General features: G+C 64.2%; 29 protein-coding genes. 12 read left to right on the forward strand and 17 right to left on the reverse strand.

Features of this window, described 5'->3' with window-relative positions:
- The first annotated feature begins 48 nt into the window (after positions 1-48).
- The 4 genes from gcvA (at position 49) to ACP146_RS16245 (ending at position 3,583) form a co-directional block, all read left to right on the forward strand.
- Entirely contained in the window at positions 49-978 is a 930-nt protein-coding gene (gene gcvA, locus ACP146_RS16230; protein WP_422367791.1) for a transcriptional regulator GcvA, read from the forward strand.
- A gap of 8 nt (positions 979-986) precedes the next feature.
- Complete coding sequence (locus ACP146_RS16235; protein WP_422367792.1) at positions 987-1,289, forward strand: HNH endonuclease; 303 nt, start codon at positions 987-989, stop codon at positions 1,287-1,289.
- Positions 1,290-1,684: 395 nt separating this feature from the next.
- Entirely contained in the window at positions 1,685-3,178 is a 1,494-nt protein-coding gene (glpK, locus tag ACP146_RS16240) for a glycerol kinase GlpK (protein ID WP_422367793.1), read from the forward strand.
- Positions 3,179-3,322: 144 nt separating this feature from the next.
- A complete protein-coding gene (locus ACP146_RS16245; protein ID WP_422367794.1) occupies positions 3,323-3,583 on the forward strand; it encodes a ParB N-terminal domain-containing protein in 261 nt (86 codons plus the stop codon).
- Positions 3,584-3,716: 133 nt separating this feature from the next.
- Here ACP146_RS16245 and ACP146_RS16250 read toward each other — a convergent pair whose 3' ends face one another.
- On the reverse strand, positions 3,717-4,685 hold the full coding sequence (locus ACP146_RS16250; protein WP_422367795.1) for an IS481 family transposase: 969 nt from the start codon (positions 4,683-4,685) through the stop codon (positions 3,717-3,719).
- Between the two features lie 312 nt (positions 4,686-4,997).
- Between ACP146_RS16250 and ACP146_RS16255 the strand changes: the two genes are divergently transcribed.
- Positions 4,998-6,266 (forward strand): polyhydroxyalkanoate depolymerase, encoded by a 1,269-nt coding sequence (locus ACP146_RS16255; RefSeq protein ID WP_422367796.1) that lies wholly within the window; start codon positions 4,998-5,000, stop codon positions 6,264-6,266.
- 80 nt (positions 6,267-6,346) lie between these two features.
- Here ACP146_RS16255 and ACP146_RS16260 read toward each other — a convergent pair whose 3' ends face one another.
- From ACP146_RS16260 to ACP146_RS16280, 5 genes are all read right to left on the reverse strand, one after another.
- Positions 6,347-7,063, reverse strand: coding sequence for a hypothetical protein (locus ACP146_RS16260; RefSeq protein ID WP_422367797.1), 717 nt, complete (start codon positions 7,061-7,063; stop codon positions 6,347-6,349).
- 155 nt (positions 7,064-7,218) lie between these two features.
- Entirely contained in the window at positions 7,219-7,716 is a 498-nt protein-coding gene (locus ACP146_RS16265) for a hypothetical protein (RefSeq protein WP_422367798.1), read from the reverse strand.
- Positions 7,713-8,279, reverse strand: coding sequence for a permease (locus ACP146_RS16270; RefSeq protein WP_422367799.1), 567 nt, complete (start codon positions 8,277-8,279; stop codon positions 7,713-7,715). The genes ACP146_RS16265 and ACP146_RS16270 overlap by 4 nt, the downstream gene beginning before the upstream one ends.
- 112 nt (positions 8,280-8,391) lie before the next feature.
- Positions 8,392-9,471 carry an enolase C-terminal domain-like protein gene (locus tag ACP146_RS16275; RefSeq protein ID WP_422367800.1) on the reverse strand — a complete coding sequence of 360 codons (1,080 nt, stop codon included), beginning with the start codon at positions 9,469-9,471 and terminating at the stop codon, positions 8,392-8,394.
- A gap of 120 nt (positions 9,472-9,591) precedes the next feature.
- Positions 9,592-10,173, reverse strand: a complete 582-nt coding sequence (locus tag ACP146_RS16280) for a thioesterase family protein (RefSeq protein WP_422367801.1) — start codon at positions 10,171-10,173, stop codon at positions 9,592-9,594.
- 159 nt (positions 10,174-10,332) lie between these two features.
- Here ACP146_RS16280 and ACP146_RS16285 point away from each other — a divergent pair, with 159 nt between their 5' ends.
- Positions 10,333-10,959, forward strand: coding sequence for a GNAT family N-acetyltransferase (locus ACP146_RS16285; protein WP_422367802.1), 627 nt, complete (start codon positions 10,333-10,335; stop codon positions 10,957-10,959).
- Here ACP146_RS16285 and ACP146_RS16290 read toward each other — a convergent pair.
- The 3 genes from ACP146_RS16290 to bluB form a co-directional block, all read right to left on the reverse strand.
- The gene (locus ACP146_RS16290) at positions 10,920-11,309 is read right to left on the reverse strand and encodes a DUF4168 domain-containing protein (protein ID WP_422367803.1); all 390 of its coding nucleotides are present in this window, start codon (positions 11,307-11,309) and stop codon (positions 10,920-10,922) included. The genes ACP146_RS16285 and ACP146_RS16290 overlap by 40 nt on opposite strands.
- A gap of 195 nt (positions 11,310-11,504) precedes the next feature.
- The gene (locus ACP146_RS16295) at positions 11,505-12,194 is read right to left on the reverse strand and encodes an SDR family NAD(P)-dependent oxidoreductase (RefSeq protein WP_422367804.1); all 690 of its coding nucleotides are present in this window, start codon (positions 12,192-12,194) and stop codon (positions 11,505-11,507) included.
- Positions 12,195-12,292: 98 nt separating this feature from the next.
- The gene (gene bluB, locus ACP146_RS16300; protein WP_422367805.1) at positions 12,293-12,955 is read right to left on the reverse strand and encodes a 5,6-dimethylbenzimidazole synthase; all 663 of its coding nucleotides are present in this window, start codon (positions 12,953-12,955) and stop codon (positions 12,293-12,295) included.
- A gap of 236 nt (positions 12,956-13,191) precedes the next feature.
- Here bluB and ACP146_RS16305 point away from each other — a divergent pair, with 236 nt between their 5' ends.
- Both ACP146_RS16305 and ACP146_RS16310 read left to right on the forward strand, forming a co-directional pair.
- A complete protein-coding gene (locus tag ACP146_RS16305) occupies positions 13,192-14,055 on the forward strand; it encodes a DUF2189 domain-containing protein (RefSeq protein ID WP_422367806.1) in 864 nt (287 codons plus the stop codon).
- A gap of 344 nt (positions 14,056-14,399) precedes the next feature.
- A complete protein-coding gene (locus ACP146_RS16310) occupies positions 14,400-15,857 on the forward strand; it encodes a DEAD/DEAH box helicase (protein WP_422367807.1) in 1,458 nt (485 codons plus the stop codon).
- An 81-nt stretch (positions 15,858-15,938) separates the two neighbouring features.
- Here the strand turns inward: ACP146_RS16310 and ACP146_RS16315 are convergent, their stop codons facing one another.
- Positions 15,939-17,036: a class I SAM-dependent methyltransferase gene (locus ACP146_RS16315; RefSeq protein ID WP_422367808.1), complete on the reverse strand. Its 1,098-nt coding sequence runs from the start codon at positions 17,034-17,036 to the stop codon at positions 15,939-15,941.
- A 106-nt stretch (positions 17,037-17,142) separates the two neighbouring features.
- On the opposite strand from ACP146_RS16315, the gene ACP146_RS16320 reads away from it, so the two are divergent.
- A complete protein-coding gene (locus ACP146_RS16320; RefSeq protein WP_422367809.1) occupies positions 17,143-18,186 on the forward strand; it encodes a GlxA family transcriptional regulator in 1,044 nt (347 codons plus the stop codon).
- Between the two features lie 4 nt (positions 18,187-18,190).
- Here the strand turns inward: ACP146_RS16320 and ACP146_RS16325 are convergent, their stop codons facing one another.
- Both ACP146_RS16325 and ACP146_RS16330 read right to left on the reverse strand, forming a co-directional pair.
- Entirely contained in the window at positions 18,191-19,036 is an 846-nt protein-coding gene (locus tag ACP146_RS16325) for an alpha/beta hydrolase (protein WP_425032862.1), read from the reverse strand.
- Between the two features lie 132 nt (positions 19,037-19,168).
- Positions 19,169-20,014, reverse strand: a complete 846-nt coding sequence (locus tag ACP146_RS16330; protein WP_422367811.1) for a phytanoyl-CoA dioxygenase family protein — start codon at positions 20,012-20,014, stop codon at positions 19,169-19,171.
- A gap of 161 nt (positions 20,015-20,175) precedes the next feature.
- Between ACP146_RS16330 and ACP146_RS16335 the strand changes: the two genes are divergently transcribed.
- Positions 20,176-20,646 carry a DUF1499 domain-containing protein gene (locus ACP146_RS16335; protein WP_422367812.1) on the forward strand — a complete coding sequence of 157 codons (471 nt, stop codon included), beginning with the start codon at positions 20,176-20,178 and terminating at the stop codon, positions 20,644-20,646.
- Between the two features lie 6 nt (positions 20,647-20,652).
- Here the strand turns inward: ACP146_RS16335 and ACP146_RS16340 are convergent, their stop codons facing one another.
- Complete coding sequence (locus ACP146_RS16340; protein WP_422367813.1) at positions 20,653-20,883, reverse strand: DUF2164 domain-containing protein; 231 nt, start codon at positions 20,881-20,883, stop codon at positions 20,653-20,655.
- Positions 20,884-20,935: 52 nt separating this feature from the next.
- Complete coding sequence (locus ACP146_RS16345) at positions 20,936-21,283, reverse strand: Dabb family protein (protein WP_422369664.1); 348 nt, start codon at positions 21,281-21,283, stop codon at positions 20,936-20,938.
- A gap of 48 nt (positions 21,284-21,331) precedes the next feature.
- Here ACP146_RS16345 and ACP146_RS16350 point away from each other — a divergent pair, with 48 nt between their 5' ends.
- Entirely contained in the window at positions 21,332-22,105 is a 774-nt protein-coding gene (locus tag ACP146_RS16350; protein ID WP_422367814.1) for a glutathione S-transferase family protein, read from the forward strand.
- A 31-nt stretch (positions 22,106-22,136) separates the two neighbouring features.
- On the forward strand, positions 22,137-23,042 hold the full coding sequence (locus ACP146_RS16355) for a phytanoyl-CoA dioxygenase family protein (protein WP_422367815.1): 906 nt from the start codon (positions 22,137-22,139) through the stop codon (positions 23,040-23,042).
- On the opposite strand, the gene ACP146_RS16360 is transcribed toward ACP146_RS16355, so the two are convergent.
- The 3 genes from ACP146_RS16360 to ACP146_RS16370 are packed head-to-tail and all read right to left on the reverse strand — an operon-like array spanning position 23,039 to position 26,340.
- Positions 23,039-24,271 carry a CaiB/BaiF CoA transferase family protein gene (locus ACP146_RS16360; RefSeq protein WP_422367816.1) on the reverse strand — a complete coding sequence of 411 codons (1,233 nt, stop codon included), beginning with the start codon at positions 24,269-24,271 and terminating at the stop codon, positions 23,039-23,041. The genes ACP146_RS16355 and ACP146_RS16360 overlap by 4 nt on opposite strands.
- A gap of 1 nt (position 24,272) precedes the next feature.
- A complete protein-coding gene (locus ACP146_RS16365; protein ID WP_422367817.1) occupies positions 24,273-25,049 on the reverse strand; it encodes an enoyl-CoA hydratase in 777 nt (258 codons plus the stop codon).
- Positions 25,050-25,059: 10 nt separating this feature from the next.
- On the reverse strand, positions 25,060-26,340 hold the full coding sequence (locus ACP146_RS16370; RefSeq protein WP_422367818.1) for a TRAP transporter large permease: 1,281 nt from the start codon (positions 26,338-26,340) through the stop codon (positions 25,060-25,062).

Below are 26,340 nucleotides of genomic sequence, written 5' to 3' on the forward strand. Positions count from 1 at the left end.
CCATCTTTTCTCGGTTCAATTATTAGAAAATCTAATTTTTAGACACCCATGAACGATCTTCCGCCGCTCAAGAGCCTGCGCGTCTTCGAGGCCGCCGCCCGCCACTTGAGTTTCACCAAGGCAGCCGACGAGCTCTGCGTCACCCAGGGCGCGGTCAGCCAACAGGTCCGGGTGCTGGAGGAGGCTTTGTCTACAAAGCTGTTCCGCCGGCAGGGCCGCGAGCTGCGCCTGACCAGGGCCGGCGAGCGTTACGTGCTTGTGGTACGCGAAGCCCTGCGTCTGATCGGCGAGGCCACGGCCGAACTGCGCCGCGAAACGCAGCCACGCAAGCTCACGCTCTCCTGCCTGCCGAGCTTTGCGCACAAATGGCTGATGCCGCGTCTCGGCGACTTTATCGAAACCCATCCGGATATCTCGTTGCGCATCCACACCAGCTTCGACGTCGTCGATCTGGCACGTGATGGAATCGACTGCGCCATCCGCCACGGGCCGGGCGGCTACACAGGTCTCTTCGCCGAGATTCTGCTGACCGAGGAACTGACACCCATGTGCAGCCCGGCCATCGCCGCGAGGCTGACCCGGCCGGAGGACCTTGCCGGGGAGACCCTGCTGCGCGACTTCGGCACCGAATGGTCGGACTGGCTGGAGCGGGCCGGCCTGGCCGGCGACAACCTCAAGGTCGGCGCCGAGTTCCTGGACAGTTCCATGGCCATGCAGGCCGCCATAGACGGTCGCGGAGTCATTCTGGGCCATACAGCACTGGCGCGGGACGACCTGGAGGCGGGCAGTCTCGTCGCCCCTTTCGAGGCCCGTGTTTCCTATGACTGCGCCCATTGGTTCGTCTGTCTGCCCGGCAGGGAGACAACACCAGAAGTGCGTAGCTTGCACGACTGGCTGAAACGGCAGGCGGCGGCCTTCCCCGCCCCGGCCATCGGGCCGCGCCGCCGCGGCGTGCCGCAACTGCTGCCATTCGACTGAGGGCTGCCGTGAAGAACAAAGAGACCCTGGGCCCCTGCCCGATCTGCGGGCGGGCGATGATCGAGGGGCCCAGCGTGGACCGGCACCACTGGATGCCGCGCAGCGCCGGCGGCGAGGAAACCGCGGTGCTGCACAAGGTCTGCCACCGTATGATCCACCGCCTCTTCGACGAGAAGTCCCTGGCCGCCCATTATGCCGACCCGGCGACCCTGCGCGATCATCCGGAAATCCAGCGTTTCATCACCTGGGTACGGCGGCAACCGCCGGAGTACGTCGATTGGCCCCGCAGCCCCCGCCGACACAGACGCTAAGGTTCACCGCTTGGGCAGGACAAAAAAAATTGCCCGGTGCCGGGAGTGTTCGGCACCGGGCAGATGTCTGGAGCAGCATTTCGGATTGACTCCGAACTGCCCTCCCCGGTCCAACTGGGCTAAGACCGGGTCCGCCGCACAGGAGGCCAAGAGTTATGGTGGGGACCACCTCCTGCGATACGGCAGATAAGCTGAAGCTAGCGCCACGCCCGCGGCTTTGCCTTGACGCAGATCAATAGATAAGAAATCGCTTATTAGGCTTTCAGAGGCAGCAACAGCCTGCATTGCAAGGGCTTGATCTTCCGGAAACCTGCCGACACCATGCGCGCGGCGGCCGGCCGGGCCGCCGACAGCAAGACCAAGAACAAGCAATTCAGTTGGGGGGACGCGGCGCCATGGCCGAAGGCAAGAGCATTCTGGCAATCGACCAGGGAACCACCAGTTCCCGGGCGATTCTTTTCTCTCCGGAGGGCCGGCGGCTGGGCCAGGCACAACAGGAACTGCCTCAGCACTTCCCCCAGTCCGGCTGGGTTGAGCACGATGTCGAGGATATCTGGCGCGACACCCTAGCGGTCTGCCGCGGTGCCGTCGAAGACGCCGGCACGACCATGGATCAGGTTGCCGCCATCGGCATCACCAACCAGCGCGAAACCACGGTGATCTGGGACCGCAAGACCGGCGAGGCGATCCACAAGGCCATCGTCTGGCAGGACCGGCGAACGGCGGAGTTCTGCCAGGACCTGCGCGCAACCGGTGCCGAAGAGCTGGTGCGGGAGCGCACCGGCCTGCTGCTCGATCCCTATTTCTCCGGCACCAAGATTTCCTGGCTGCTGGACAAGGTGCCGGGCGCGCGCGAAAGGGCCGAGCGGGGTGAACTGGCTTTCGGCACCATCGACTGCTTCCTGCTCTGGCGCCTCACCGGCGGACGGGTTCACGCCACCGATGCAACCAACGCCGCCCGCACCCTGATCTTCGACATCAAACGCCAGGTCTGGGACAAGGATCTGCTGGAGCTGTTGCGCATTCCCGAAAGCCTGCTGCCGGAGGTTCGCGACAGCGACGCCGACTTCGGTACCACCGAGGCCGGGCTGCTGGGCGCCGCCCTGCCCGTCGGCGGGATCGCCGGCGACCAGCAGGCCGCCACCGTCGGTCAGGCCTGCTTCGAGACCGGGATGATGAAGTCGACCTACGGCACCGGCTGCTTTGCCCTCTTCAACACCGGCGGCGAACTGGTGCTCTCCAAAAACCGCCTGCTATCGACCATCGCCTATCGCCTCGGCGGCCAGACCACCTACGCGCTGGAGGGCAGCATCTTCGTTGCCGGCGCGGCGGTACAGTGGCTGCGCGACGGCCTGGGGGTCATCGGCTCGGCCGAGGAAACCGAGGCCCTGGCCAAGCAGGCCGATACCGGCCAGCGCCTCTATCTGGTGCCGGCCTTCACCGGCCTCGGCGCGCCCTATTGGGACGCAGAGGCACGCGGCGCGGTCTTCGGCCTGACACGGGCCAGCGGCCCGGCGGAACTTGCCCGCGCCACCCTGGAGGCGGTCTGCTATCAGACCCGCGACCTGCTGGAGGCGATGCGCGCTGACGGCGCCAGCGGTCTGGAGACCCTGCGGGTGGACGGCGGCATGGTCGCCAACGACTGGATGCTGCAGATGCTGGCCGACATTCTGGGGGTTGCGGTGGAACGGCCGCAGGTGGCCGAAACCACGGCCCTGGGGGCCGCATACCTGGCCGGCCTCAACCGGGGCCTATTCCAGAACCTCGACGCCGTCGCAACACAGTGGCAGAGCGACGGCCGCTTCGAGCCGCAGATGGCCGAGGCCGACCGCGAGGAGCGTTACGAGGGCTGGCGCGACGCGGTCTCCCGCGTCAGTTCTTCCGCTTAGCGCGGCGAACTGGAGCGGACCTGCTTTAGCCGCTCAGGCTGGATTCTGTTAACGCCCTGTGCGTAGACTTGGGCATCTTGGATCACGGTCCGATCCGGCGGGAAAAACACCGATTGGGACGGACAAAGGTATCAGGAGGCGCGGATGGTCGAACGGACGATGGAAAGCATTGAGATCCCGATTGCCAAGATCTACGTGCCGGCGAAGCGCAAGCGCACCCTGAAACCCGCCCAGGTCGACGAACTGGCCGAAAGCATTATGGAAGAAGGCCTGAAGCTGCCGATTTCCGTGCGCAAGGGCAACGGACGCTTCGTCCTGATCGAAGGTTTGCACCGTCTGGAAGCCTGCCGCGCCCTGGGTGAGGAAACCATCAAGAGCATCATCGTCCGCGCCCGCCAGCACTAGATCGGATCATGTTTTGACGGAACCACTTCGTGATTGCGCCAAAACATGTGAATCTGATCGCCATCAGATGGTTAGAGCAGATTCACCGGGTTGGATGGATCGCTAAAGCGATTCCATCAAACCCGGCTCTGCTCTAGCTGTGGAGCCTCAACAGGTTGTCCTTGGCTATGCCGATTTGGCTGATTGGTGTCTTGGCATTGAGGCTACCATGGGGTCGGTGCCAGTTGTAGCGGTGGAGCCATAGTGGCAGTTCCTGGGCGCGCTGTTCGGAAGTCTGGTAGGCCCTGGCATAGGCCCATTCCCTGAGTGCGGTTTGGATGAACCTCTCGGCCTTGCCGTTGGTCTTGGGGGTGAAGGGTTTTGTGCGGATATGTCTAAGGCCGAGGATTTTGCAGGCCTTTGCGAAGTCCTTGGAGCGATAGCAGGAGCCGTTATCGGTCATGACCCTCTCGACGATGACGCCGAGGCTTTTGTAGTAGGCGACGGCGGCCTCCAGGAAGGCGACGGCGCTGTGTTTTCGCTCGTCTGGCAAGATCTGGCTGAAGGCGAGGCGGGACCTGTCGTCGATGCAGACGTGGACGAACTCCCAGCCGATGCCGCGGGTTCGGCTCTGCCCGCTGCGATCGCCGGTGATGCGGTGTCCGGTCCTGGAGAACCGGCCGAGCTTCTTGCCGAGCTTCTTAATGTCGATGTGGATCAGTTCGCCGGGACGCTCTCGCTGATAGCGTCGCACCGGCTCGGCCGGCTCCAGGGCACTCAGCCTGTTGAGCCCCAGGCGTCTCAGGACGCGGCTGACCGTGGCTGGCGACACGCCGACCTCGGCGGCGATCTGCTGACCGGTCCAGCGTTGTCGGCGCAAGGTCTCGATGCGCTGGAGCTTGGCCGGTGGCGTCGGCTGGTGCAGGCGGTACGGCCGGGACGAACGGTCCGCCAGGCCTGCCAGCCCCTCGTCGTTATAGCGTTTGAGCCATTTGCGGACGGTTCGCTCGCAGACCCCGAGGGCGACGGCCACGGCCTTTGAGCTCTGCCCGTCGAACAGCACCCGGCGTACCAGCTCGCCTCGACTATGCGGTGTCAGACGGGCATTCTTGTGGATGTCCATTCGGTCCCTCCGGGTTCGCTAAAGCTTCAGCAACTTCAGCTTCCTCGGTCGGGGCCGAGTGGACAACCTGTTGAAAGCTCACAGCTAGAGCGCCGCGCTCACCCCCAACCCTATCGGACCCGGAGCGGAGACACGCCGCTCTCAGAAGTGTCTTCTTTTGAGAAAAACTCAACTTTTCTAATCAGTTAACTCTCATTAAGCCATCATCAAGCTGTTGAGCCTAGGCTCCCGCTGCCGCCAGCCGGGCAAGTATCACGGCTGTGAAGACTGCCCGTCCCGGCGCAGCAGCCCGATAAGGGAGACAGCAGCCCAATGCTTTACTATCTGCACGAGATGTCCCGTCTTTCCATGGCGCCGGCGCGCGCCATGAGCGACGGGTTGCGGATGATGTTGAATCATCCGATGAACCCGATGACCAACTCGCCGATGGCGCGCTCAATCGAGTCGGCGGCAGACATCTTCGAGCATCTGACACGCAGCTACGGCAAACCGAACTGGGGGCTCGATACCACCACTATCGACGGCGTCGACGTCGCGGTCGAGGAAGAGGTGGTGATCAAACGGACCTACTGCGACCTTCTGCACTTCAAGAAGGCAAGTGAGCGTCCGGAGGCCCCCAAGCTGCTGATCGTCGCGCCGCTCTCGGGCCACTATGCGACCCTGGTGCGCGGCACCGTCGAGGCCATGCTGCCGGACCACGATGTCTTCGTCACCGACTGGCGCGATTGCCGGATGATCCCCGTCACCGACGACCGCTTCAATCTGAACGACTACATCGACTATCTCATCGATTTCCTGCATGTGCTCGGCCCCAACACCCACATCATCGCTGTCTGTCAGCCTTCCGTACCGGCGCTCGCCGCCGTCTCTGTCATGTCCGGTTGGGGCGACAACTGTCTGCCGGCCACGCTGACCATGATCGGCGGGCCCATCGATACCCGCAAGTCGCCCACGCAGGTCAACAAACTGGCCAAGGAAAACTCGATCGAATGGTTCGAGAACAATGTAGTCGTTCAGGTACCGCCGCCCTATCCCGGCGTCTTCCGCAAGGTCTATCCGGGCTTCATACAGCTCACCAACTTCATCGCCATGAACTACGACCGCCACCTCACCTCCTACGGCGAGCTGTTCGATCATCTGGTGCGCGGCGACGAAGAAGCGGCGGACAAGAAACGCGCCTTCTACGAGGAGTACCGCGCGGTGATGGACCTGCCGGCGGAGTTTTATCTGCAGACGGTCAAGACCGTGTTCCAGGACCACGAACTGCCCAGAGGCAAGATGATCGCCCGCTGGCATCCGGTGCTGCCTGAGCAGATCAAAGAGACTGCCCTGCTCTGCGTCGAAGGTGAACTCGACGACATCTCAGGCATCGGCCAGACCAAGGCAGCACTGGAGATCACGCCCAACCTGCCCGACACGATGAAGGACTACTATCTGGCAAAGGACGTCGGGCACTACGGCCTTTTCAACGGCGGCAAGTGGCGCAAGAAGATCGCGCCGCGCATCAAGCAGTTCATCCGGGACCACGATCGCCAGACCGGCAAGAATCCCGGACGAAAGTCTGTCGCCCTCGGCGGTTGACGAGCCGCGCAGCGGCACACAACCCATGTTACGTGACCGCTGCGATGTCTGGCAAAGTCGTGTCTGAGCGGCTGTGTAGCCTAGATAAGGCCCCAATCGGCCACGGCGATGCCGTAAACGATGAAACCGCCGACCCCGATCGTCACAAGGCCCACCGCGCTCTGCAGCGCCCGGTTGGCCCAGGTGAAGAGCCCGGCGGTGTAGCCCAGCGGCACGGCGATGACGGCGGAAAGCAGCGCCATGCCGACGATGGAGCCGATCCCGAAGACCAGGATGTAGCCCAGCGCCATGGAGGTCGAGGTGACGGAGGCGAGGGCCAGCAGGATCAGCGCCGCCGAACCGGCGAAGCCGTGCATCATGCCGACCGCCAGGCTGCGCAGCGGCAGGCCCGCCGGATGTTCGTGCTCATGATGGCGCGCGTCGTGGGGGCCTTCGTCGGCTTCATGCTTGTGGGCATGCAGGTGGGTGACGCCGTCGGCATGGCGATGCAGGTGAAAGTGCACCTTGTCCCGCCACAGACGCCGCAGCACCGCCAGCCCCAGGACAACGAGCATCACACCCACCAGAAGTTCCAGACTCTGGGCCCAGATCTCGGGAATCGCCTCACCGGCCAGCACCACGATGCCGCCGAGCAGCAAGAGGGTAAGGGTGTGGCCGAGGCCCCAGACCGCACCGTGGCGGATGGCGGAGCCCAGCTTGCGCTCGCCTGAGACGATGCTTGCGACGGCAGCGACGTGATCCGCTTCCAAAGCGTGCTGCAGACCGATGAGGAAACCGAGAAAAAGGGCGGAGAACATCGTAAGGAACCTTTACAACCGAGAACGAAAACCATAGGCACGCAAAGCAGTTAGCGGCCTGTCGGGGCGAAGCCCGAGTATAAGGCGATGCTTCTTTTAGCCAAGCGCACAATCGACCAACTTTGCCGCAAACGCGACGGCGGAGAATCCGCCGCTCAGAGGATCGCGATCTGTCCGACCGCGAGGCCGATAAGAACCGGCAGGGGAAGCGCGATGACGAAGCGCTGCAGGGTCGAACGGTGTCCCATGATCGGCACCTCCCAGACAAGCACGCGGTTGAGGTTGTAGAGCGACCAGGCGGAAACGAAAGCCATCATCTGCGGCGTCCCGGCCCCGACCTCCATCGCCGCACCGCCGACGGCGAAGGCCAGCATCGGTCCGCCCGGAGTCAGCGCACCGATGAGGCTGGCCAACAGCAAACCCATGAAGCCCGTGTCCCGCCCGACGAATGTTGCCACCCATTCCGGCGGCACCAGGGCGGCGATGAAACCGGCACCGATCACCGCGAGAATGATACGCGGCGCCACGGAAAGACCCTGCTCCCAGGCGATCCTCCAAGCTTCGGGAACCGCATCGCCGCCGCGGCGGAAAGCGAGCCAGCCCAAGGCCAAAACGGCGCCATAAAGCAGGGCGGAGGCGATGATGATGCTCACTCCGCCCCTCCCTGCCCTTCGGCCAACGCTTTCGCGCGCCCGAAGAGCTGGCGGGCCAGCCAGCCCAGCAGGATCGGCAGCAACAGGCTCAGGCCATAGCGCAGCAGTACAAAGTCCCCGTCAAAGAACGAGAACTCCCAGACCAAGGTCCGGCTCACGTTCAGCAGGCCCCAACCGGCGATGAAGGCCGTCGCGGTGCCGATGTCGGCACCCGCCGCCCCCAGCGCCACCGCCAGCGGGAAGGTCATCATCGGTCCGCCGGGCAGCAGCGCGCCGGCCAAGGACGCCAGGGCCAGGCCCTTGAAGCCCGAGCGCGAGCCCATCCAGCGGGCCACCTGCTCGCGCGGCAGCAGCACCGTCAGGAGCCCGGCCAGCAACACGCCGGCCAGCACCTTTGGGGCGATGGCCAGCAGCAGCCAGAGGTCGTCGCCCAGCACCGACCAAAAGACCCCAGGGCCCTTCAGCATGTAGCAGAGCGCGCCGGCAGCGACGGCAACGACAAAAACGATTACGAGGCCGGCATCGACCTTGGGCCGGGGCCGGTCTGACGCAGGGTTCGGCAAGTTTCCGGATCCGAACGATCAGTTTGGCAGGTGAAACAACAGGATAGCACCTTAACCGCTGGTTCCGCCAGTCCCGCACAAACGCCTTTGTCCGGAGACCCCGCAGCGCCCGTCAAACCGCGAAGCGCGCCACGGCAGCTTCGTCCCAGGCAACGCCGCTGCCCGGCTCGTCACGGATCAAGACCTTGCCGTCGCGCAGTTCCGCCGGCTGCTGCAGGACTGCGGCGGCAAGATCGAGATACTCCACCAGGTGCGCCGTCGGGGTCACCGCCAGTAAGTGGGCCGAGACCTCCGGCCAGAGATGGCTCGATACGGGCAGGCCCGCGCCTTCGGCCAGGGCGGCCGCCTTCATCCAGCCGGTGATGCCGCCGATCTTCATGACGTCCACCATCGCCAGGTCCGACGCGCCGGCGGCGACCGCCTTCTGCATATCCGGCAGCCCCCACCAGTTCTCGCCGAACTGGATCGCCGTGCGGGTTTCCCTGGCAATTTTCGCATGGCCGGCGAAATCCTCCGCAATGGTCGGCTCCTCGATCCAGGCGAGACCTTCATTGTCGAGAACGGCGGTGCGCGCCAGGGCTTCGGGCACCGAGAGTGACTGGTTGTAATCAACCATGACTGCCATGTCCGGGCCGGCTGCGTCACGGACCGCACGGATCACAGCAAGATCCTCGGCAATCGTGGCATGGCCGATCTTGACCTTGAAGGCACGAAAGCCGCTTTCGCAGGCTGCCGCCGCGGCCTCGGCTGCCTTTTCGGCGGTGAGCATGGAATGGCTGTCGTAGGCCGGAACCGCAGCGGGTGCGCCGCCAAGCAGACGCACCAGAGGCACGCCCGCCGCCTTGGCCTGCGCGTCCCAGGCCGCCATGTCCAGGCCCGCCATCGCCATACCGACGAGCCCCTGCACGCCGAGCAGCCGAAAGCGCGCCCGCAGCAGCCGGTCGAGGTCTTGCGGGGCGACGGCAGCGCCTTTCACCATGGGCTCGATGTTGCGCAGGGTCTCGGCAATCGGCCCCATGACGACAGGGCTGTAGCAGAAAAGATAGGCGCAGCCGGTAACGCCTTCTTCGCTGTGCAGATCGATCAAAACCAGCGGCGCTTCGGGAACCTGGCCGCTTGCCGCGGTCAAGGGCGGATCAAGAGGTACTGAAACCGGACGGGCTGCCAGGGAATGCAGGGTCAGTCTTTCCATCGGCGCTTTCCTCCTTAGAAGCGCCAAACCGGACTTTTTATTGTTCCATTTCAGTAGCTTGGCGCCTTAGAGGCTATCATCTCCGCAACGCACTGGGAAGGCTTTCGATGACGTTCAAGCCTATGGCTCTTCCGGCGACTCGCTTTTCGGCAGAGCTTCACGCCGATGCACGTCAGCGGCATTCACCTCACGGTGCCAATCCTCCACCGAGGTCCAGGCCTTGATGCCGGAAGGCATGGGCGGGGAGCGGCGATGCAGGCCGAGCGCCTCCAGCACGGTTGCCGAGGTGAGCCTGTGGCCGTCCTCGACAAAGGCCGCACGGACCAGCGCCAGGGCGGCGATGCGTCCTTCGGACATGAAAATCTGTTCCATGTAGACGAAGTCTTCGTCCCAACAGACGACGCGGGTGTGCAATTCGAAACGCTGAAAGGGTTTCAACGACCGGCGGAAGGTAATTGTCTGTGCCGCAACAACAGGCATCCAGCGGCGCTGGCGAAACAGTTTCAAAGCGCCGTTGCGCGCCATCAGATCGATCCGCCCGAGGTCCATCAAGGTCAGATAGCGCCCGTTGTTCATGTGAAGATTGAAGTCGAGATCGTTTGGCCAGACCCGCAGGCTGATAACCGAGACATCCAGCGCGGCAAGCGCCGCACCAAAGCGCGCAGCGAACAGAACTTTGATGAGACGAAAGATCAGGTTCATCGCCAAAGAGCCTGCGGCTCAACCTTTCCTGCTTGGCAGAGGAATTGCGTCCAGCGACCTGTCTCCACCGCCCGGAGCTTGCCAAGAGAGGTGCAAGAGCGTCAAACTTTCAATCGAAGCAAAGGACGCCGCGGCAAAACGCTGATACAGGAGGGCCTGATGCCTGACACCATTGCCGTTACCGCCGACAAGAGAACCAACTATCTGGTTCGCCCGCTTTGCCCGGAAGACCGGGAAATGATCGAGCAGGCCCTTAAACTGCTGTCACCGCGCACGCTCTATTCGCGCTTCCACAGCCACGGCGTGAAGTTGAGCAAGAAGGACCTCGACTATCTGACGACGACCGATGGGCGTGACCATGTCTCCTGGCTGGTGATCGATCCGTCGAAAAGGCCGGAGGACTTCCCTATCGCGCTGGGCCGCTACGTCCGCGACAAGACGCAGCCGTCCCGGGCGGAGGTCGCCCTGACCGTCTGCGACAGGCACCAGGGCCAGGGTGTTTCAAAGGTGTTGTTGGGAGCGCTCGGCGCTTCGGCGGTGGCGGCAGGGGTGGAGAGCTTTCACGGCAGCCTGTTGACGGAAAATCACAGCTTGCGCCGATTGATGCAGAGCCTGGGGGCCGAACTCACCATGCGGGACGGCACACTGCAGGCCGAAGCTTCCGCCGATCCATGGCAACTGCCCGATAGCGCCGCGGCCCGCAAGATCCGCCGCGTCGCGACCCAGGTCGGCACCGCGCTCAACGGTCAGCGGGATTCGGCGAGCAGCGTCAGAATGCGTTCATAGAGCTGGTCGTCGCTTTCGGCGGCCTGGGTGATCGAGTTGTACTCCTGCACCGTGAGCCCCTGAGCCTCGACCTCTGCGATCATGCGCTCTGTTGCCTTACGCGTCAGGTCGGCGGCTTCGCCCGATGTTTGCGCCTCTTCGATGCGCGGCTGCCAGGCTTTGTCGATCTCCTGGATCTTCACCACCGCCGATACATAGGCCTCCAACTGGCCGTCGCTGAAGCCCGTGTTCTCTGCCTGGACGAGCTGCAAGAGGCCGTTCGAGGCGGCGCGGGCCTCCTGTCCCGGCAGGAAACCGGCCAGCAGCGCAAGGGGAACGGCAACGACGGCAACCGGTAGAAACTTCAGCATCGCAAAGCCCTCTCTGGATCTGGAAAGGCGCCGGCGGCTATGCGCATGGGCGGTCTTCCCGTTTTGTGGCTGCAAGCAAGACGCCGAAGGACCGGCCCTATTCCGCGAAACCGCGGGGGCCAGAATTTGTCACGCGCCCTCCAGCCCTCGGCCGGACCTGCCGCAGCTATGGTCTGCAGCCCCAAAACCCGGCTTCTAGAAATTCTCGGTCCAGGGCCGCAGTTCCACGCTGCTCGACCAGGCGCTGGGGTGCTGCGCATGGGTCTGGTAGTAGGTTTCGGCAATGGCGGCCGGGTTCAGCTTCGCATTCCCGCCATCGCTGCCGATGGCACCGTCGATGACGAAGTGGGCGACATGGATTCCTTCCGGCTGCAGCGCCCGGGCCATGGATTCGGCGAGCGCGCGCAGACCGAATTTCGCGACCGCGAAGCCGGCGGAGAGCGGAAAGGCCTTTGTGCTCGCCGTCGCGCCCGTGAAAAGGATGGTCCCGGCCTTGCGCGGCTGCATGCGCCGCGCAGCCTCGCGGCCCAACAGGAAACCGCCGAAACAGCCCCGCATCCAGGCATCGATGAATTCCTGCGCCTCGATCTCGGCGATCGGTTTGCGCACCCGGCCGGAAGCATTAAAGACAGCGACCGCCGCTGGGCCGAGATCGCGCTCTGCCGCATCGAAGAGGGCGACCACATCGGCCTCTTCGGTTGCATCGGCCCGATAGGCCTGTGCAACTCCGCCGCTGGCCGTTATCTCCGCCACCAGATCGCCCAGCCGCTCCGGCCGCCGGGCGGCCAGCGCCACCGCATAGCCGCCGGCCGCAAAGCGCCGTGCCACCGCCGCACCCAGGCCCGGGCCAACACCCAGGATCACGCAAGATTGTCGTTCCGCCATGCTTCCCACTCCCTTTTGTTAACCAGCAAGACAGCAGCCTTGCCGCTCCTTCTAGATAGGAAGGGCTCTCGACCTTTGCAGCGAAGGGTTCGAGCGGCTTAGCGGGTCAGGACCACCGGCCCGGTTTCGGCGCGCGCCTGCCAGCCCTGTCTTTGCAGTTCCGGATCGTCGTGCTCCGCTTCGGGGTAGCCGAGACAGAGGTAGGCGACCAGCCGCCAAGTCTCGTCGGCCGCAAGATCCCGGGTGAGGCGCTGGGGATCGAGAATCGAAACCCAGCCCAGCCCGACACCGGCAGCACGCGCGGCCAGCCAAAGGGTGTGAACGGCGCAGACGGTGGAGTACTGCAACGTCTCCGGCATGGTGCGTCGGCCGAGCCCCTGCCCCGCCTCCGGCGCCAGATCGGCGAAGACCGCCAGATGCTCAGGCGCCTCGCGCAGCCCCGCCAGTTTAAGCCTCGCGTAAAGCGCGGCGCGGTCGCCGCTGTAGTCGGCCAGCGCTTCGGCATTGGCAGCCTCGAAATTCTCGATCACGCGCGCCCGGCTTTCGACGGAGATCACCCGCACAAAACGCCAGGGCTGGCTGAGGCCGACGCTGGGCGCCAGTGCTGCCAGACCCAGCAGCCGTTCCAGCAGCCCCTCGGGCAGCGCATCACGGCGGAAGTGCCGCACGTCGCGCCGCCAGACCAAAAGCTCTTCGAGCTTTGCCTGAAAGTCGGCCCCGAAATCGGGGCCCGTACTGAGAATCGAGGGTTTCTCCGTCATCGGGCGCACTATTCATCCAATGACACAGGCCCCGCAAGACCGCTCAACACAAGGCATCCGGACGGCTCCGCCATTCCGGTCTGAGAAAACAACCAGTTGTGAAGAGACGAAGCCCGAAACTTGGCGTAAGCTATCGGAAAGAAACAGATTCCGGCTTTCTTGCGGCCGGTGAACGCTGCCAAGCGTCCGGCCGGAGCCGGATGCGGTAGCCGAACCGAAACCTGCGAGGGAGCATCATGGATACCATCCGGAACCCCATCGAGTGGGGCATGGACGCCCTGAAGGATGCGGGCCATGCCATCGAGTCCACCAGCAATGCCCTGCAGGGCAGCGAAACCGCAAGCGGGCGGACACGGCCCCGTGTCAACCGGATCGGCGCCGCCGACCTGCGTTACGCGCTGAAGCAGGGCTTCAACGACTTCGCCACCTACCGCAGCGATGTGATCTTCCTCTGCATCATCTACCCGGCGATCAGCATCGTGCTTGTCTATGCGGCCCTGAACCAGAATCTGCTGGCGCTGCTGTTCCCCCTCGCCTCCGGCTTCGCGCTGGTCGGCCCTGTCGCCGCGGTGGGGCTCTACGAACTGAGCCGGCGCCGGGAGCGCGGCCTGCCCGCGAGTTGGCTGCACGCCTTCGGCATGGTGCGGCAGCCTTCCTTCGGGGCCATCACCATCCTCGGGCTGGTCCTGCTGATGCTGTTCTTCTTCTGGCTGACTGCCGCCCAGTTGATCTACATGGCGACCCTGGGGCCGGAGCCGCCGGTCTCCATGAGCGCCTTCATCGCCGACGTGCTGACCACCTCCGCCGGCTGGACCATGACCCTCATCGGCTGCGGGGTCGGCTTCCTCTTCGCCCTCATCGTGCTGGCCATCAGCGTCGTCTCCTTCCCGCTGCTGCTCGACCGCCCGGTCGGCATCGGCACCGCGGTCGGCACCTCGCTGCGCGCCGTCGCGGTCAACCCCGGCACCATGGCGCTCTGGGGCCTCATCGTCGCCGGCGCCCTGGTGCTCGGCTCCCTCCCCCTCTTCCTCGGCCTCGTCATCGTCATGCCGGTCCTCGGCCACGCGACCTGGCATCTCTATCGACGGGTGGTGGGGTAGAGTAAAACTGGCAAGGCCGGCGACAGGGCTCTTCTCTGTTGGGAGGGTAAGGGCTCTGAACCCCAGGGTTTCTGCCCTTTCCGGCCCCTTTTGTGTGCAATGCAACATAACTCTCCTTGACTTAGGGAGCGAAAAGAGGCATCTAGCGCTCATCGATATCTCGCGATCGCGCGAAAGGCCTCTCCTGGCGGGGGCGCCTCTCATCCCGAGATCCATCTTTTCCCAAAAAATTCCGTTTGCTCCAGGTGCGCGTGGATGACGGCAACGCGCTAACCGGCGTTTTGGCTTGTCTGAAGGGCTGTGGGCCTGAACGGAAGGCGCGCTCGGCGCAAAAGGACTCTGTTTTGAATACCAGTACCCCTACCCAGAACATCGATACCGCCTCTTCCAACAAAGAAGACGCGAAGTTCACCGATCTCGGCCTCGCCGAGCCGCTGCTGAACGCACTGGCCGCAGCGAACTACACCACCCCGACGCCGATTCAGGCGCAGTCGATCCCGGCGCTGCTGAAGGGCCGCGACATGCTGGGCATCGCCCAGACCGGCACCGGCAAGACCGCCGCCTTCTCCCTGCCTCTCCTGCAACGCCTGGCGGAGAACCGCGAGCACGTCGGACCCAAGGCGACCCGCGCCCTGATCCTGGCGCCGACCCGCGAGCTGGCGGTGCAGATCGGCGATGCGCTGAAGGTCTATGGCCGGCAATTGAAGCTGCGCCACACCGTCATCCTGGGCGGCGTTTCCCAACACGGACAGGTCCGCGCCCTGGCGCGCGGCCTCGATATCGTGGTCGCCACGCCGGGCCGTCTGATGGACCTGTTGAACCAGCGTCATCTGCGCCTCGACAAGGTTTCCCATCTGGTGCTCGACGAGGCCGACCGCATGCTCGACATGGGTTTCATCCGCGACGTGCGGAAAATCGTGGCAGCCCTGCCGCAGCGCCGTCAGTCGCTGCTGTTCTCCGCCACCATGCCGGCGGAGGTGGCCAAGCTGGCCGGCGACATGCTGCACAACCCCCTGCGGGTCGAGGTGACGCCCAAGGTGGTGACGGTTGAGCGCATCGCCCAGTCCGTGCACCACGTCGCCACGCCGCAGAAGCGGGCGCTGCTTGAATCGCTGCTGGCCGACCCCGGCCTGAAGCGGGTGATCGTCTTCACCCGCACCAAGCACCGCGCCAACCGGGTTGCCGAACAGTTGGAAAAGGCCGGCATCTCCGCCGACGCCATCCACGGCAACAAGTCGCAGAACGCGCGCCAAAGGGCCCTCGACGCCTTCCGCAAGGGACGCGCCCGGGTGCTCGTGGCCACCGACATCGCGGCGCGCGGTATCGACGTTTCCGACGTCACCCACGTGATCAACTACGAACTGCCGAACGAACCCGAGAGCTACGTCCACCGCATCGGCCGCACCGCGCGCGCCGGCGCCGAGGGTGCGGCGATCTCCTTCTGCGACGCGACGGAGCGGGCCTACCTGCGCGACATCGAACGGCTGATCAAGCTGCGCCTGGAGGTGATCGGCGAGGCCCCGGCCAACGACAACCCGGTCCGGAAACCGGCCCGCAAGAACGGCCCCAAGAATAACCCACGCAATAAGCAACGCGGCGGTGGTTACGGCGGCAACAAGGGGAATGGATCGCCGAAAAAAGGCGGACCCAAGAACGGCGGGCCCAAAAACGGCGCAAAAAAGCGCTTCGGCAGCGGCAAACAGGGCGCGAATTCCGGCCAGAAGCCGAACGGCGGCGGACAGTCCCCGCGCCGCCACGGCGCCGGCGGCAACGCCCCGAGGGGCCGCCCAAGAGCGGCTTGATCACCTCAACCTTTCCGGTTCATCAAGTAAGGCCGCCACGGATAATCCGTGGCGGCCTTTGCCGTTAATGATGCAGCCCTCTCAAGGCCGGCAGAGGTAGTAGTAGTTCACCGGGTCGTGCTCCAGTTCGTTGACCTCGACCGAAGTGAAACCGGCTTCGGCAAAGTAGCGCTCCGCCGTCTCGCGCCCCCACATGGCGCCGAGGCCCTCGCCGCCCTGGGCCAATGACACGGTCATGCAGTGCATGCAGGAAACCGTGTAGAGCATCGGGCCCATGGGGTGATCGCGGTCATGATGGTGGTGGCTCGATCCCTTGATGTCCTGTGCCAGATAGACACCGTCCTTAGCCAGAGCGCGGTGGATGCCCTTCAGCAGGTTGAGGGGTTGCCCTTGATCGTGCACGGCATCGAAGGTGGTGACCAGATCGAAAGTCGCTTCCGACGTAGTCCGATCAAAGTCGCTCAGATCCCGGGCGTCGAAAGTCAGATTCTTAAGACCCTTCCTTACGACTTCGGCGCGCGCCCAGGCGATGTTGCCTTCGGAAAGATCGTAGCCCTGGAAACGGCTCTTGGGGAAACGCTCAGCCATCAGCATCAGGGCCCGGCCCCGGCCGCAGCCGGCGTCGAGAACGCGGATGCCGCTCTCCAGGCGCTCCATCAGACCCGGCGCCAACGGCAGGATGTGATCGAACAGGGCGGGCAGCACCGATTGGGCGCTGTCCTCGGCCATGACCTCGTGAAAGCGGTCGTAGCGCGCATAGGGCACCCCGCCACCCTCACGGAAACAGGCCAGGATGTCGTCCTCGACACTACCGAGCACGGCGATGTACTGGGCGAAGACCGCCAGGTTGGCCTCGGCCGAGCGGGTCAGCAGAGCGGCATGTTCCGCCGGCAGGCGATAGTTGCCCTGTTCCGCGTCCAGATCCACGACACCGCCGACGACCATGGCGCCCAGCCACTCCCGCACGTAGCGCTCCTGCAGGCCGGCGCGCTCCGCCAGAGCCTCGGCCGTCAAGAGCGGTGCGCCCTCCAGGGCGTCGAAAAGCCCGCTGCGGTGGCCCAGAGAGGTCATCAGCATCATTGAGGCCTCGTTGAGGGCCCCGACCATGCGGGCTTCGAAGGCTTCGCTGCGTTGGGTATCGAAGTCGGCTTTCTGAGGATTTTGGACGGCGGAGGACATCCCGGCAGTCTCCAATTTCGTAGGTAGAAGACGCGGCGCAGGGGTTCTACGCTCCTTTCATCCGTCGCACCAAAGTCAAACAGGTCGAAAACGGGTTGAATCGGTCATGCAGGCACCTTCCGCCAAGACTCCCATAACCGCCGCCATCCTCGCCACGCCGGAGAGTTCCGCCTCCACGCTCTACGGGATGCATGACGTTTTCTGCTCGGCGGGGCGCGATTGGGATTTCATCACCACCGGTGTTCCCGGTAAGCCAGCCATAAAATCCTATGTGGTCGGCGAGACGACGGAGACCTTCGCCGCCGCCAACGGCGTGCCGATCACGCCGCAGGTCAGCATCGCGGACTGCCCGCCGCCGCAGATCATCTGCATCCCCGACCTTCACCTCCCGCCGGGAAAGCCCATCGCCGGCTGTCATGCGGCCACCGTCGAATGGCTGCGGTCCTGCTACGACCGGGGCGCGACCCTGACAGCGGCCTGTTCCGGCAGCCTGCTGCTGGGTGAGGCCGGATTGCTGGACGGCTGCGATGCCACCACGCATTGGGGGTTCACCGAGACATTGGCCCGGGACTATCCGCAGGTGAAGGTCCATCCCGCCCGCGCCCTGGTGGCCTCGGGGCCGGGCCAACGCCTGATCACAGCGGGTGGCGGCACCTCCTGGCAGGATCTCTCGCTTTATCTCGTGGCGCGCTTTCTCGGCCAGGAAGAGGCCGTGCGGATCGCCCGGATCTATCTGCTGGACTGGCATCATAACGGCCAGCTTCCCTATGCCACCCTCGCCCGCAGCCGCCAGGTCGAGGACAACCGCATCGCCGCCAGCCAGGAATGGATCGCCGACCACTACGCCGAGGCCGGTCCCGTCGGCGCCATGGCCGCCTTCAGCGGCCTGCCGGAACGCTCCTTCAAACGGCGCTTCACCAAGGCAACGGGCATGGCGCCCCTGGACTATGTACACACGCTGCGCCTGGAAGAAGCCAAGCAGATGCTGGAATCCGACGACCTGCCCATCGAGGCGATCGCCAACGAAATCGGCTACGAAGACGCCAGCTTTTTCCGGCGCCTGTTTCGCCGCAAGGTGGGGATGAGTCCCGGCAACTACCGGCGCCGCTTCTCCGCCTTTCGTAAAGCCCTGCAGGCTGCGGCGGAGTAAACGCTCAGCAGCCGCGATGCCGTCCTGCGGATTCTCGTTGAACAAAGGCGACAATGTCATCGAGGACAGGGGCTGAACCGCGCAGCGGACGCGACAACGCCCCGACCAGCCGCAGGTGTCCGAGACCGGGATAAAAGCGCGCCTGCGCCCTGCCGCCCGCCGCCTCTTGACGCTCGGCCAAAACGCGGCTGTTGCGCGGCGACACGATGCCGTCTTCATCGCCGCTCAACAACAGCAAAGGCGGTGCGGAGTCATTCACGTGGTTGATCGGCTGGGTATCTTCCCTGGTTTCCTCCGGGCCAAAAATGTCCTTCAGGCTGACGCTTTGGAGCGGCAGAAAATCGTAAGGTCCGGCCAGACCGACAGCCCCGGCCAAGGTATCGCAGGCCCGCAATTGCTCGGCACCCAGCCAGCGGCCGTCCAGTGCCAGCATGATCGCGTTGTAAGCACCAGCGGAGTGACCGACCAGAAAGACCGGCCCCTGATGATGACGGTGTGCCCAGGCAACCGCGGCGGCTGAATCTTCGAGGAAGGCCGGATAGCGCACATCGGGATATAGCCGGTAATCGGGCACCGCCACGGCGACACCCCGGGAAGCGAAGGCCTCGCCCACGAAAAGGTAGTCGCCGCGCTCTCCGTTCTCCCAAGATCCGCCGTAGAAGAAAACCACCAGCGCCGCGGGATCGCCCGTATCAGGTGTGTAAAGATCGAGACGATGGCGCTCGTCATCGCCGTAGGCGATCGCGGTCTCAACGCGGTAGCCCTCTTTCGGGGTCAATCCGTTCAGAATGTCGGCTCCGGAGCAGGCACCGAGCAGCGCCAGCGGGGTGAGCGACAGAAGCCGCCGCAAGAAATTCCTTCGCATAGGAGGTTCTACGCAAACCGGCGGGATCTGGATGCCCGGCCAGCACCCGCCGCAGACAATGGGCGGCGGGCCGTCATTTCAGGCCGCTTCAGCATCCGTCGTTTTCGTTGATCTTACTTAGCCCGAATCTCGCTTAGCCCGGATCTCGCTGGGCGCGACCGCCTCGACCATAAAGGCCGATTCATCCTCAGCACCTGCAAAAGCCAGACCGGCTGCCTTGATGGCATCATCCGTCACCTTCTGAAGCGGCGTGTAGCGCGGATGGTGATGGTCGAGGTAGGGATCATTGCGGGCGGCGTTGTAGCAGCTGATCATGGTCCAGCGCCTGAGCTCAGAGCGGTTCTGGTCGGAGCGGTGCAGGGTGTTGCAGTGGAACAGCAGCACATCGCCCGGATCCATTTCGGCATAAACGGTGTCCAGATGCTTCTGCGCCTCCTCGACCCGCTGCAGATCGGCGCCCATCTGCTCACCGTCCAGAAGCCTATGTTCGACCCGGCCCAAAAGATGGGAACCCTTCAAGACCTGCAGACAACCGTTCTCCCGCGTCGAGCGGTCCAGAGCGATCATCGCCGAGGCCATGAGCGGAAACAGACAGCCGTTGTGATACCAGTAGCCGTAATCCTGATGCCATTCCCAGGCACCGCCCTCAAAAGGCTCCTTGGCCGTCAGCTTGGAGTGGTAGTGATAGACCTCGCCGCCCAGCAGATCCTCCATGGTGTCGACCATGCGCAGGCAGCGCGCCGCCATGCCGTAGACGCTGTCGCCCGGATGGTTCCACAAGGCCATCTTGGTGTTGCCGCCGTCATTGTCGCCGCGATTGTAGAAGTGACTGCGGATCGCCGGGTCCTGTTCCATCGCCCGCTTCAGCAGCGCCGCTTCTTCGGCATCAAAGAAGCCGCGGACGACAACATAGCCATCGGCATCGTAAGCGGCCCTTTGGTCGGGGCTCAATACGCTGGGCATGTCGCATTCCCTCGCAGGCCAGAGCTGGGTAAAGCCCTGTTCTTATTCTGTAAACGCTGTGGCAAAGAGCCTAACACAGTTTCATATCGGCGACGACTGCTGTAGGACACTCAGACGCGCCATCGCGTGACGCAACCGGCGCTGCCAAACAAGGACGGGCGATGAAGTATCTGTTCAGAGGCTTGCTACTGATCATCCTGGGCGTGGTGGCGGTCGGTCTTTTCGTACGCTTTGCGCCGGTGACGCCCGAAGACTGGCATGTCGACCCGATGACCGTTGAAAGGCCCGACGCGGAGAACTTTTATCTGTTGCGGCCGGAGGGCGGCGATGGGCCCGCTCCGGTCTTCGATACGACGCCGGAGACTTTGGCCTCTGCATTCCAAGCCTTGGCCGGCGCCATGCCGCGCAGCAGCTTAATCCAGGGTTCTGCCGCAGCGGGCCATATGACCGTGATGGTCAGATCTCAACTGATGGGCTTTCCGGACTTCGTCACCGTCAAGGTGATGGCGGTCGAAGGCGGCAGTGCCCTGGCGGTTTTCTCGCGTTCGAAATACGGCTATTCGGATCTGGGGGTCAACAAGGCGCGGGTCGAGGACTGGCTCGCCGAACTTGAAGCGCGACTGCAACCCTAAAACCCTTCAATCATCGGCATAGACTTCGCCCTCCAGGTCGTCGAGCCTGACCTGCAGATGCGCCCGCACATCCTGTACCGCCTGGTTGTAGACGGCGGGACCGAGTGTTTTCAGGAATAGTCCCAGGACGGCATCGGCGCGAAAGTCCGACAGATCCACTTCGAACTCGGTTAGGAACAGCGCCTTGAGCTGTTCTTTGAACTCGGTTTGCCGCTCGTCGCTCAGTTCGATCTGCATGTCAGTCTTCCTCCATCACCGGATAGAGATGGGCCTGCCGATCGATCTTTGTTCAATCGGCCTGTGTCTCAAAATCAGCGGCAAAGCGCAGATCGCGCAGCGGCCGCACAAGACGCACGGCCTCATCATACAACGGATGCGCCTTATAGGATTCCAAGGCGCCAGCATCGGCGAATTCGCCATATACAACCACATCGATTTCGTTCGACCAGGCATCCTGCCGACCGTTCAGCGCCACCTCCAATCGGGCAGCCGCCGGAATCTCCTTCAGTCGCTCCAAGCCGGTCCGAATGGCTTCAACATCCTCCGAACGCCTGGCCCGGAACAGAACGATGTGGCGTATCATAATCGCTTTCTCACAATGCCGTTTTGCCTTATCGCGGCAATCCTGGTGATCCACCGCCTGCAACCGTCGTATCTAGCAATGACAGACCGGGCAATGTGACAAATGGCAACACTCTTCACTTTCGGCCCCTCCCACTACTGCGAGAAAGCGCGCTGGGCGCTGGACCTTGCCGGCGTACGATACCGGGAGGTCCGCTGGGCACCCGGGCCCCACCTGCTGTCGGCGCGGCGCCTTGCTCCGCAGAGCCTGGTTCCCATCCTGTGTCATTCAAAGACAATCATCCAAGGCAGCGGCCGGATCACGGATTGGGCCGAGGCGAGCGGTGGGATGAACTGGCGGTCGGGCGTGTCCTCGGCAGAGAAAGCGGAGATTGCAGAGCTTGAGGCATGGGCGGACAATGCCCTCGGCGTTGCCGTCCGCCGGCTCATCTACGCGACATCGCTCGGCAGGGAAAGCCGCGCGGTCGCGGCTGTGCTGTTTCGCGGCGCCATCTGGTGGCAACGGCCCCTGGCGCCGCTGATGTGGCCGATTTCGCGCCGGGCAATTATGAGAGGATTGAGGGCAACAGCCGAAGACATCCCGGACGCCCGGGCGGCGTTGGAGAGAGAACTGGACCATCTCGACCGGCTGGTCAGCGGCCAGAACCGCTTTCTCGTCGGCGATCGCCTTGGCCGCGCGGACATCGCCGTCGCCAGCCTGTTGTCACCGATCATCTTTCCGGCCGAGCATCCGGTCTATGGCACCCTGCCCCCCTGGCAGGCGCAGCGAAGGATCATGGAGGCCTATCGCGACCGGCCCTGCGTCGGCTGGGCCACCGCGCTTTACAGGGATTTCCGCCGCCCTGCTCGGGGTGACGCTGCCGCGCTTCCGGGTTAGACTGTGCGCCCGACCAGCCGAGGGAGATGTCATGATCCGCGAAACACAGGGCGAAGTACTGACCGAGGCCCAGCGCAAGCAATACAGTGAGCAAGGCTATCTGGTTCTGGCGAAGCGGATTCCGGAAACTATCCTGCAAAGGATCCGTGACGAGATTGACGGTTTCGTTCAAGAAGCGCGCGGTCTGACGGAATCCAACGAGCGCCTCGACCTCGAAGACAGCCACAGCCCCGACGCGCCGCGGGTGAGGCGCGTGAAGGCGCCCTATCAGCTCTCCCCGACGTTTCGTGACCTCGCGCGGTCAGATCACATTCTGGCGCCGTTGCGCGACCTGCTGGGGCCGAGCCTGCGCCTGCATGGTTCCAAGCTGAACATGAAGGCCGCCGGCTACGGCGCCGCGGTGGAGTGGCATCAGGACTGGGCCTTCTATCCCCACACCAACGACGACATCCTGGCGGTCGGTGTCATGATCGACGACATGGCGCCCGAAAACGGGCCGCTGATGGTATTCCCCGGCTCTCACCGCGGCCCGGTTCACGACCACCATGCGGAGGGAGTCTTTGCCGGGGCGATGGATCTGGCAGCCTGCAACCTGGACCCGAAGGACGCGGTCATGCTGACAGGCCCGGCGGGCTCGATCTCCCTGCATCACGTGCGCCTGGTGCATGGTTCCGCCGTGAACACTTCCGACCGCGACCGGCGCTTGCTGCTTTACGAGGTTGCGGCAGCCGATGCCTTCCCGATCGCCGGCTCGATGACAGCCTATGAAGGCCTGGACGACTTCGACAAACGCCTGCTCTGCGGCAAGGCTACGCTTTCACCTCGGATGACACCGGCCCCCGTGCGCCTGCCACAACCACAGCCGCCGAAAAAGGGGTCGATCTACGAGATCCAAAAGGCAATGAAGGCGCGCAGTTTCGCGGCAGCCGGAAACTAACCCGCAGGGCTCTCCGCGAACGCGCCGGCGCAGACGGCCCCAGACTCGATCATCCGCGCGATCTCGGTTTCGCTGTAGCCAACCTCGGCCAGCACCTCCCGGCTGTGCTGCCCCAGCAAAGGGGCGGCGCGCCTGACGCCGCCGGGCGTGGCCGAGAACTTGACCGGCGGGCCCAGGGCCTTGGTCCGGCCTGCCGCCGGGTGATCGGTTTCAACGACCATACCCCGTGCCAGGGTTTGGGGGTCGCGGTGCATCTCGTTGATGCTGAGCACCGGCCCGGCCGGCAGGCCGCCCGTCTCCAGGGTTTCCAGCCAGTCCGCCGTCGGCCGTTCGCGAAAGATCGTATTCAGAATCTCTTCCAGGTCGAGGCGGTGCGCCATACGGCCGGCGTTGTCCCGGAAGCGTTCATCCTCCAGCAGTTCCGGCGCGCCGATCAGCTTTGTCAGGCGCTCCCAGTTGGCTTGGTTGGCGGCCCCGATGTTGATCCAGCCATCGGCGGTCTGAAAGGCCTGATAGGGGGCGTTCAGAGGATGGGCCGAGCCCAGGGGCTGCGGTGTTTCGCCAGTGGCCAGGGCGATGGCCGACTGCCAGAAAGTCTGGGTGATGCCCGCTTCGAAGAGCGAAGTGTCGACCATCTGCCCTTCCCCGGTCTTCAGCTTGTGAGCATAGGCCGCGGCAATGCCCATGGCCCCCAGGATGCCGGCGGTGATATCGCTGACCGGCGGGCCGACCTTCACCGGCGGCCGCCCGGGGCCCTCGCCGGTTACCGACATCAGCCCGGACATACCCTGGGCGATGAGATCGAAGCCGCCGCGCTCCGCATAGGGGCCGCTGCGCCCGAAACCGGAAAGCGCGCAGTAGATGAGGCCGGGATTCTCGCGGCGCAGTTCGTCGTAACCCAGGCCGAGCCGCTCCATCGTGCCCTTGCGATAGTTCTCGATCACCACATCGGCATCACGCAGCAGGCGCTGCAAGGCTTGCTTGCCTTCCGGCTGCTTCAGGTCGAGAACGATTCCGCGCTTGTTGCGATTCAACATCATGAAGGCGGCGCTCTCATCACCGATGGTGGGCGGCACCATACGGCGCGTGTCGTCCCCCGCCATCTTTTCCACCTTGATCACGTCGGCGCCCATATCGGCCAGCATCATCCCCGCCAAGGGTCCCGCCATGATGTGCGCCAGTTCAATGACGCGACAGCCGCTGAGCGGACCGGATGTGGTCTCCGTCATTTCAGCGGCCCTGCCAGTTCGGCTTGCGCTTGGCGAGGAAAGCCTCCAGCCCCTCGCGGAAGTCTTCGCTGGTGTAGCAGGAGACGATCAGGTCGCTGTCTTCGATGCCGGGCTGAACGAGGCGGCGCAGGCCTTCCTTGGTGGCGCGCAGGGTGAGCGGCGCCTGTTCGGTCAACTGCGCCGCCAGGGCGCGGGCACGGGCCATGAGACTGTCATGATCGGCCAGAACCTCCGAAATCAGGCCGGCGGCCAGCGCCTCCTCCGCGCCGACGAGCCGGCTGGTAAAAAGGATCTCCCGGGTGCGCCCGGCCCCCAGCAAGGCCGCAAGGCGGGCCAGATTGGCGACGGAAAGACAATTGCCCAGGGTACGGGCGATAGGGAAGCCGAACTTCAGGTCAGTACTTGCAATGCGCAGATCGCAGGCGGCGGCAATCGCCGCCCCGCCGCCGGTGCAGGCGCCAGAGATGGCGGCGACGGTCGGCAGCGGACAGGTCTCCACCGCGCCCAGCACCGCATCTATCTTGGCTTCGTAGTCCAGGGCATGCTGCTCGGTGGTGAAGCCCCGGAACTGGGCGATATCGGTCCCCGCGGCGAAGGCCTTGTCGCCGGCGCCGGTGACGATTAGCGCCTTCACACCCAGACTTTCCGTATCACGGCAGAGTTCCGCCAGGCGCTCATACATGGCGAAGGTCAGAGCATTGCGGGCCTGGGGCCGGTTCAGGGTGATCACCCCGATGGCCCCTTCACGCTCGAACAACAACTCGTCAGTGGCGGTCATCGGGCAATCCTCAGCGATAAAAGTATTCGACCAGGAACATAGGGATCGCCGGCACGTAGGTACAGATCAGGAGCACCGCCAGAAGTACGGCCACAAAGTAGACGTTCACTTTGGAGACCGCCCAGATATTGGCCCGCGCCACGGCACAGGAGGTGATGAGCACACTGGCAACCGGCGGCGTCTGCTGACCGATGGCGAGATTGAGCGTCACCACCAGACCGAAATGCACGGGGTCGATGCCCGCCGCCGCGATCAGCGGAATGACGATGGGCACCACCAGGATGATCGCCGCGGCGGAATGCAGGAAGAAGCCGATCACCAGGAAGAAGAAATTCAGGATCAGCAGGATCACGTACTTGTTGTCGGTGAAGTCGAGGATTGCCGCGGCCAGTTCCTGGGGCATCTGGGCGCGGGTCAGGAAACCGCCCATCAGCACCGAGGCGGCAACCAGCAGCATGACCACCGCGGTCTGCATGCCGCCGTCCAGCATGGCGCGCTTCAGGTGACGCAGGTCGATCTGGCGGTACCAGAGCCCGACGAGGAAAGCGGCGATGACCGCCAGGCCTGCCGCTTCAGTCGCCGTGACGAAGCCGCCGAAGATGCCGCCGAGGATGATGACCGGCAGGCTGAAGGCCGGTAGTGCCTCCAGGAAGGTCTGGCGCAGGTGGCGGAGATTGAAGGCCTCCTCCACCGGCAGGTTGTAGCGCCGGGCGAAGAGGTAGGCGACGAACATCAAGCCACCCGCCCCCATCAGCCCCGGCACCACACCGGCAACGAAAAGCTGCTCCACCGAGGTGTTGGCCGAGGTGGCATAGAGGATCATCGGGATCGAGGGCGGAATGATGATCGCCAGCGAGGCCGACGAGGAGGTGACCGCGGCAGCCAGCGGCGCGGAGTAGCCGCGCTTTTTCATCTGCGGAATAAGGATGGAGCCAAGCGCCGCCACATCGGCGACGGCGGAGCCGGATATCTCGGCGAAGAACAGGGAGACGCCGATGTTCACCATCGCCAGCCCGCCCTTCACGAAACCGATCAGCGCGGAGACAAAATTGATCAGCCGGTCGGTAACACCGCCGGCGTTCATGATCGCGCCGGCCAGCACAAACATGGGAATGGCGATCAGGGAAAACTTGGTGGAGCCGTCGTACATGTCCAAAGCGACGGTCACCAGACTGTCGGGGCCTTCGGTCAGCAATAGGCCGAGCACACCGGAGACCGCCAGGGCGACCGCTATGGGCACGTTGAGGCAGATCATCGCCACCAGGACGATGAAGATGAAGAGCATCAGCAT

The organism is Pelagibius sp., assembly GCF_965249265.1.
Lineage (GTDB): Bacteria > Pseudomonadota > Alphaproteobacteria > Kiloniellales > Kiloniellaceae > Pelagibius.

What these genes read in the sequence shown, in the direction of transcription:
- gcvA (WP_422367791.1), top strand. Translation starts at nt 49, where the DNA reads ATGAACGATCTTCCGCCGCTCAAGAGCCTGCGCGTCTTCGAGGCCGCC.
- glpK (WP_422367793.1), top strand. Translation starts at nt 1,685, where the DNA reads ATGGCCGAAGGCAAGAGCATTCTGGCAATCGACCAGGGAACCACCAGT.
- ACP146_RS16245 (WP_422367794.1), top strand. Translation starts at nt 3,323, where the DNA reads ATGGTCGAACGGACGATGGAAAGCATTGAGATCCCGATTGCCAAGATC.
- ACP146_RS16250 (WP_422367795.1), bottom strand. Translation starts at nt 4,685, where the DNA reads ATGGACATCCACAAGAATGCCCGTCTGACACCGCATAGTCGAGGCGAG.
- ACP146_RS16255 (WP_422367796.1), top strand. Translation starts at nt 4,998, where the DNA reads ATGCTTTACTATCTGCACGAGATGTCCCGTCTTTCCATGGCGCCGGCG.
- ACP146_RS16260 (WP_422367797.1), bottom strand. Translation starts at nt 7,063, where the DNA reads ATGTTCTCCGCCCTTTTTCTCGGTTTCCTCATCGGTCTGCAGCACGCT.
- ACP146_RS16275 (WP_422367800.1), bottom strand. Translation starts at nt 9,471, where the DNA reads ATGGAAAGACTGACCCTGCATTCCCTGGCAGCCCGTCCGGTTTCAGTA.
- ACP146_RS16280 (WP_422367801.1), bottom strand. Translation starts at nt 10,173, where the DNA reads ATGAACCTGATCTTTCGTCTCATCAAAGTTCTGTTCGCTGCGCGCTTT.
- ACP146_RS16285 (WP_422367802.1), top strand. Translation starts at nt 10,333, where the DNA reads ATGCCTGACACCATTGCCGTTACCGCCGACAAGAGAACCAACTATCTG.
- ACP146_RS16290 (WP_422367803.1), bottom strand. Translation starts at nt 11,309, where the DNA reads ATGCTGAAGTTTCTACCGGTTGCCGTCGTTGCCGTTCCCCTTGCGCTG.
- ACP146_RS16295 (WP_422367804.1), bottom strand. Translation starts at nt 12,194, where the DNA reads ATGGCGGAACGACAATCTTGCGTGATCCTGGGTGTTGGCCCGGGCCTG.
- bluB (WP_422367805.1), bottom strand. Translation starts at nt 12,955, where the DNA reads ATGACGGAGAAACCCTCGATTCTCAGTACGGGCCCCGATTTCGGGGCC.
- ACP146_RS16305 (WP_422367806.1), top strand. Translation starts at nt 13,192, where the DNA reads ATGGATACCATCCGGAACCCCATCGAGTGGGGCATGGACGCCCTGAAG.
- ACP146_RS16315 (WP_422367808.1), bottom strand. Translation starts at nt 17,036, where the DNA reads ATGTCCTCCGCCGTCCAAAATCCTCAGAAAGCCGACTTCGATACCCAA.
- ACP146_RS16320 (WP_422367809.1), top strand. Translation starts at nt 17,143, where the DNA reads ATGCAGGCACCTTCCGCCAAGACTCCCATAACCGCCGCCATCCTCGCC.
- ACP146_RS16330 (WP_422367811.1), bottom strand. Translation starts at nt 20,014, where the DNA reads ATGCCCAGCGTATTGAGCCCCGACCAAAGGGCCGCTTACGATGCCGAT.
- ACP146_RS16335 (WP_422367812.1), top strand. Translation starts at nt 20,176, where the DNA reads ATGAAGTATCTGTTCAGAGGCTTGCTACTGATCATCCTGGGCGTGGTG.
- ACP146_RS16340 (WP_422367813.1), bottom strand. Translation starts at nt 20,883, where the DNA reads ATGCAGATCGAACTGAGCGACGAGCGGCAAACCGAGTTCAAAGAACAG.
- ACP146_RS16350 (WP_422367814.1), top strand. Translation starts at nt 21,332, where the DNA reads ATGGCAACACTCTTCACTTTCGGCCCCTCCCACTACTGCGAGAAAGCG.
- ACP146_RS16355 (WP_422367815.1), top strand. Translation starts at nt 22,137, where the DNA reads ATGATCCGCGAAACACAGGGCGAAGTACTGACCGAGGCCCAGCGCAAG.
- ACP146_RS16360 (WP_422367816.1), bottom strand. Translation starts at nt 24,271, where the DNA reads ATGACGGAGACCACATCCGGTCCGCTCAGCGGCTGTCGCGTCATTGAA.
- ACP146_RS16365 (WP_422367817.1), bottom strand. Translation starts at nt 25,049, where the DNA reads ATGACCGCCACTGACGAGTTGTTGTTCGAGCGTGAAGGGGCCATCGGG.
- ACP146_RS16370 (WP_422367818.1), bottom strand. Translation starts at nt 26,340, where the DNA reads ATGCTGATGCTCTTCATCTTCATCGTCCTGGTGGCGATGATCTGCCTC.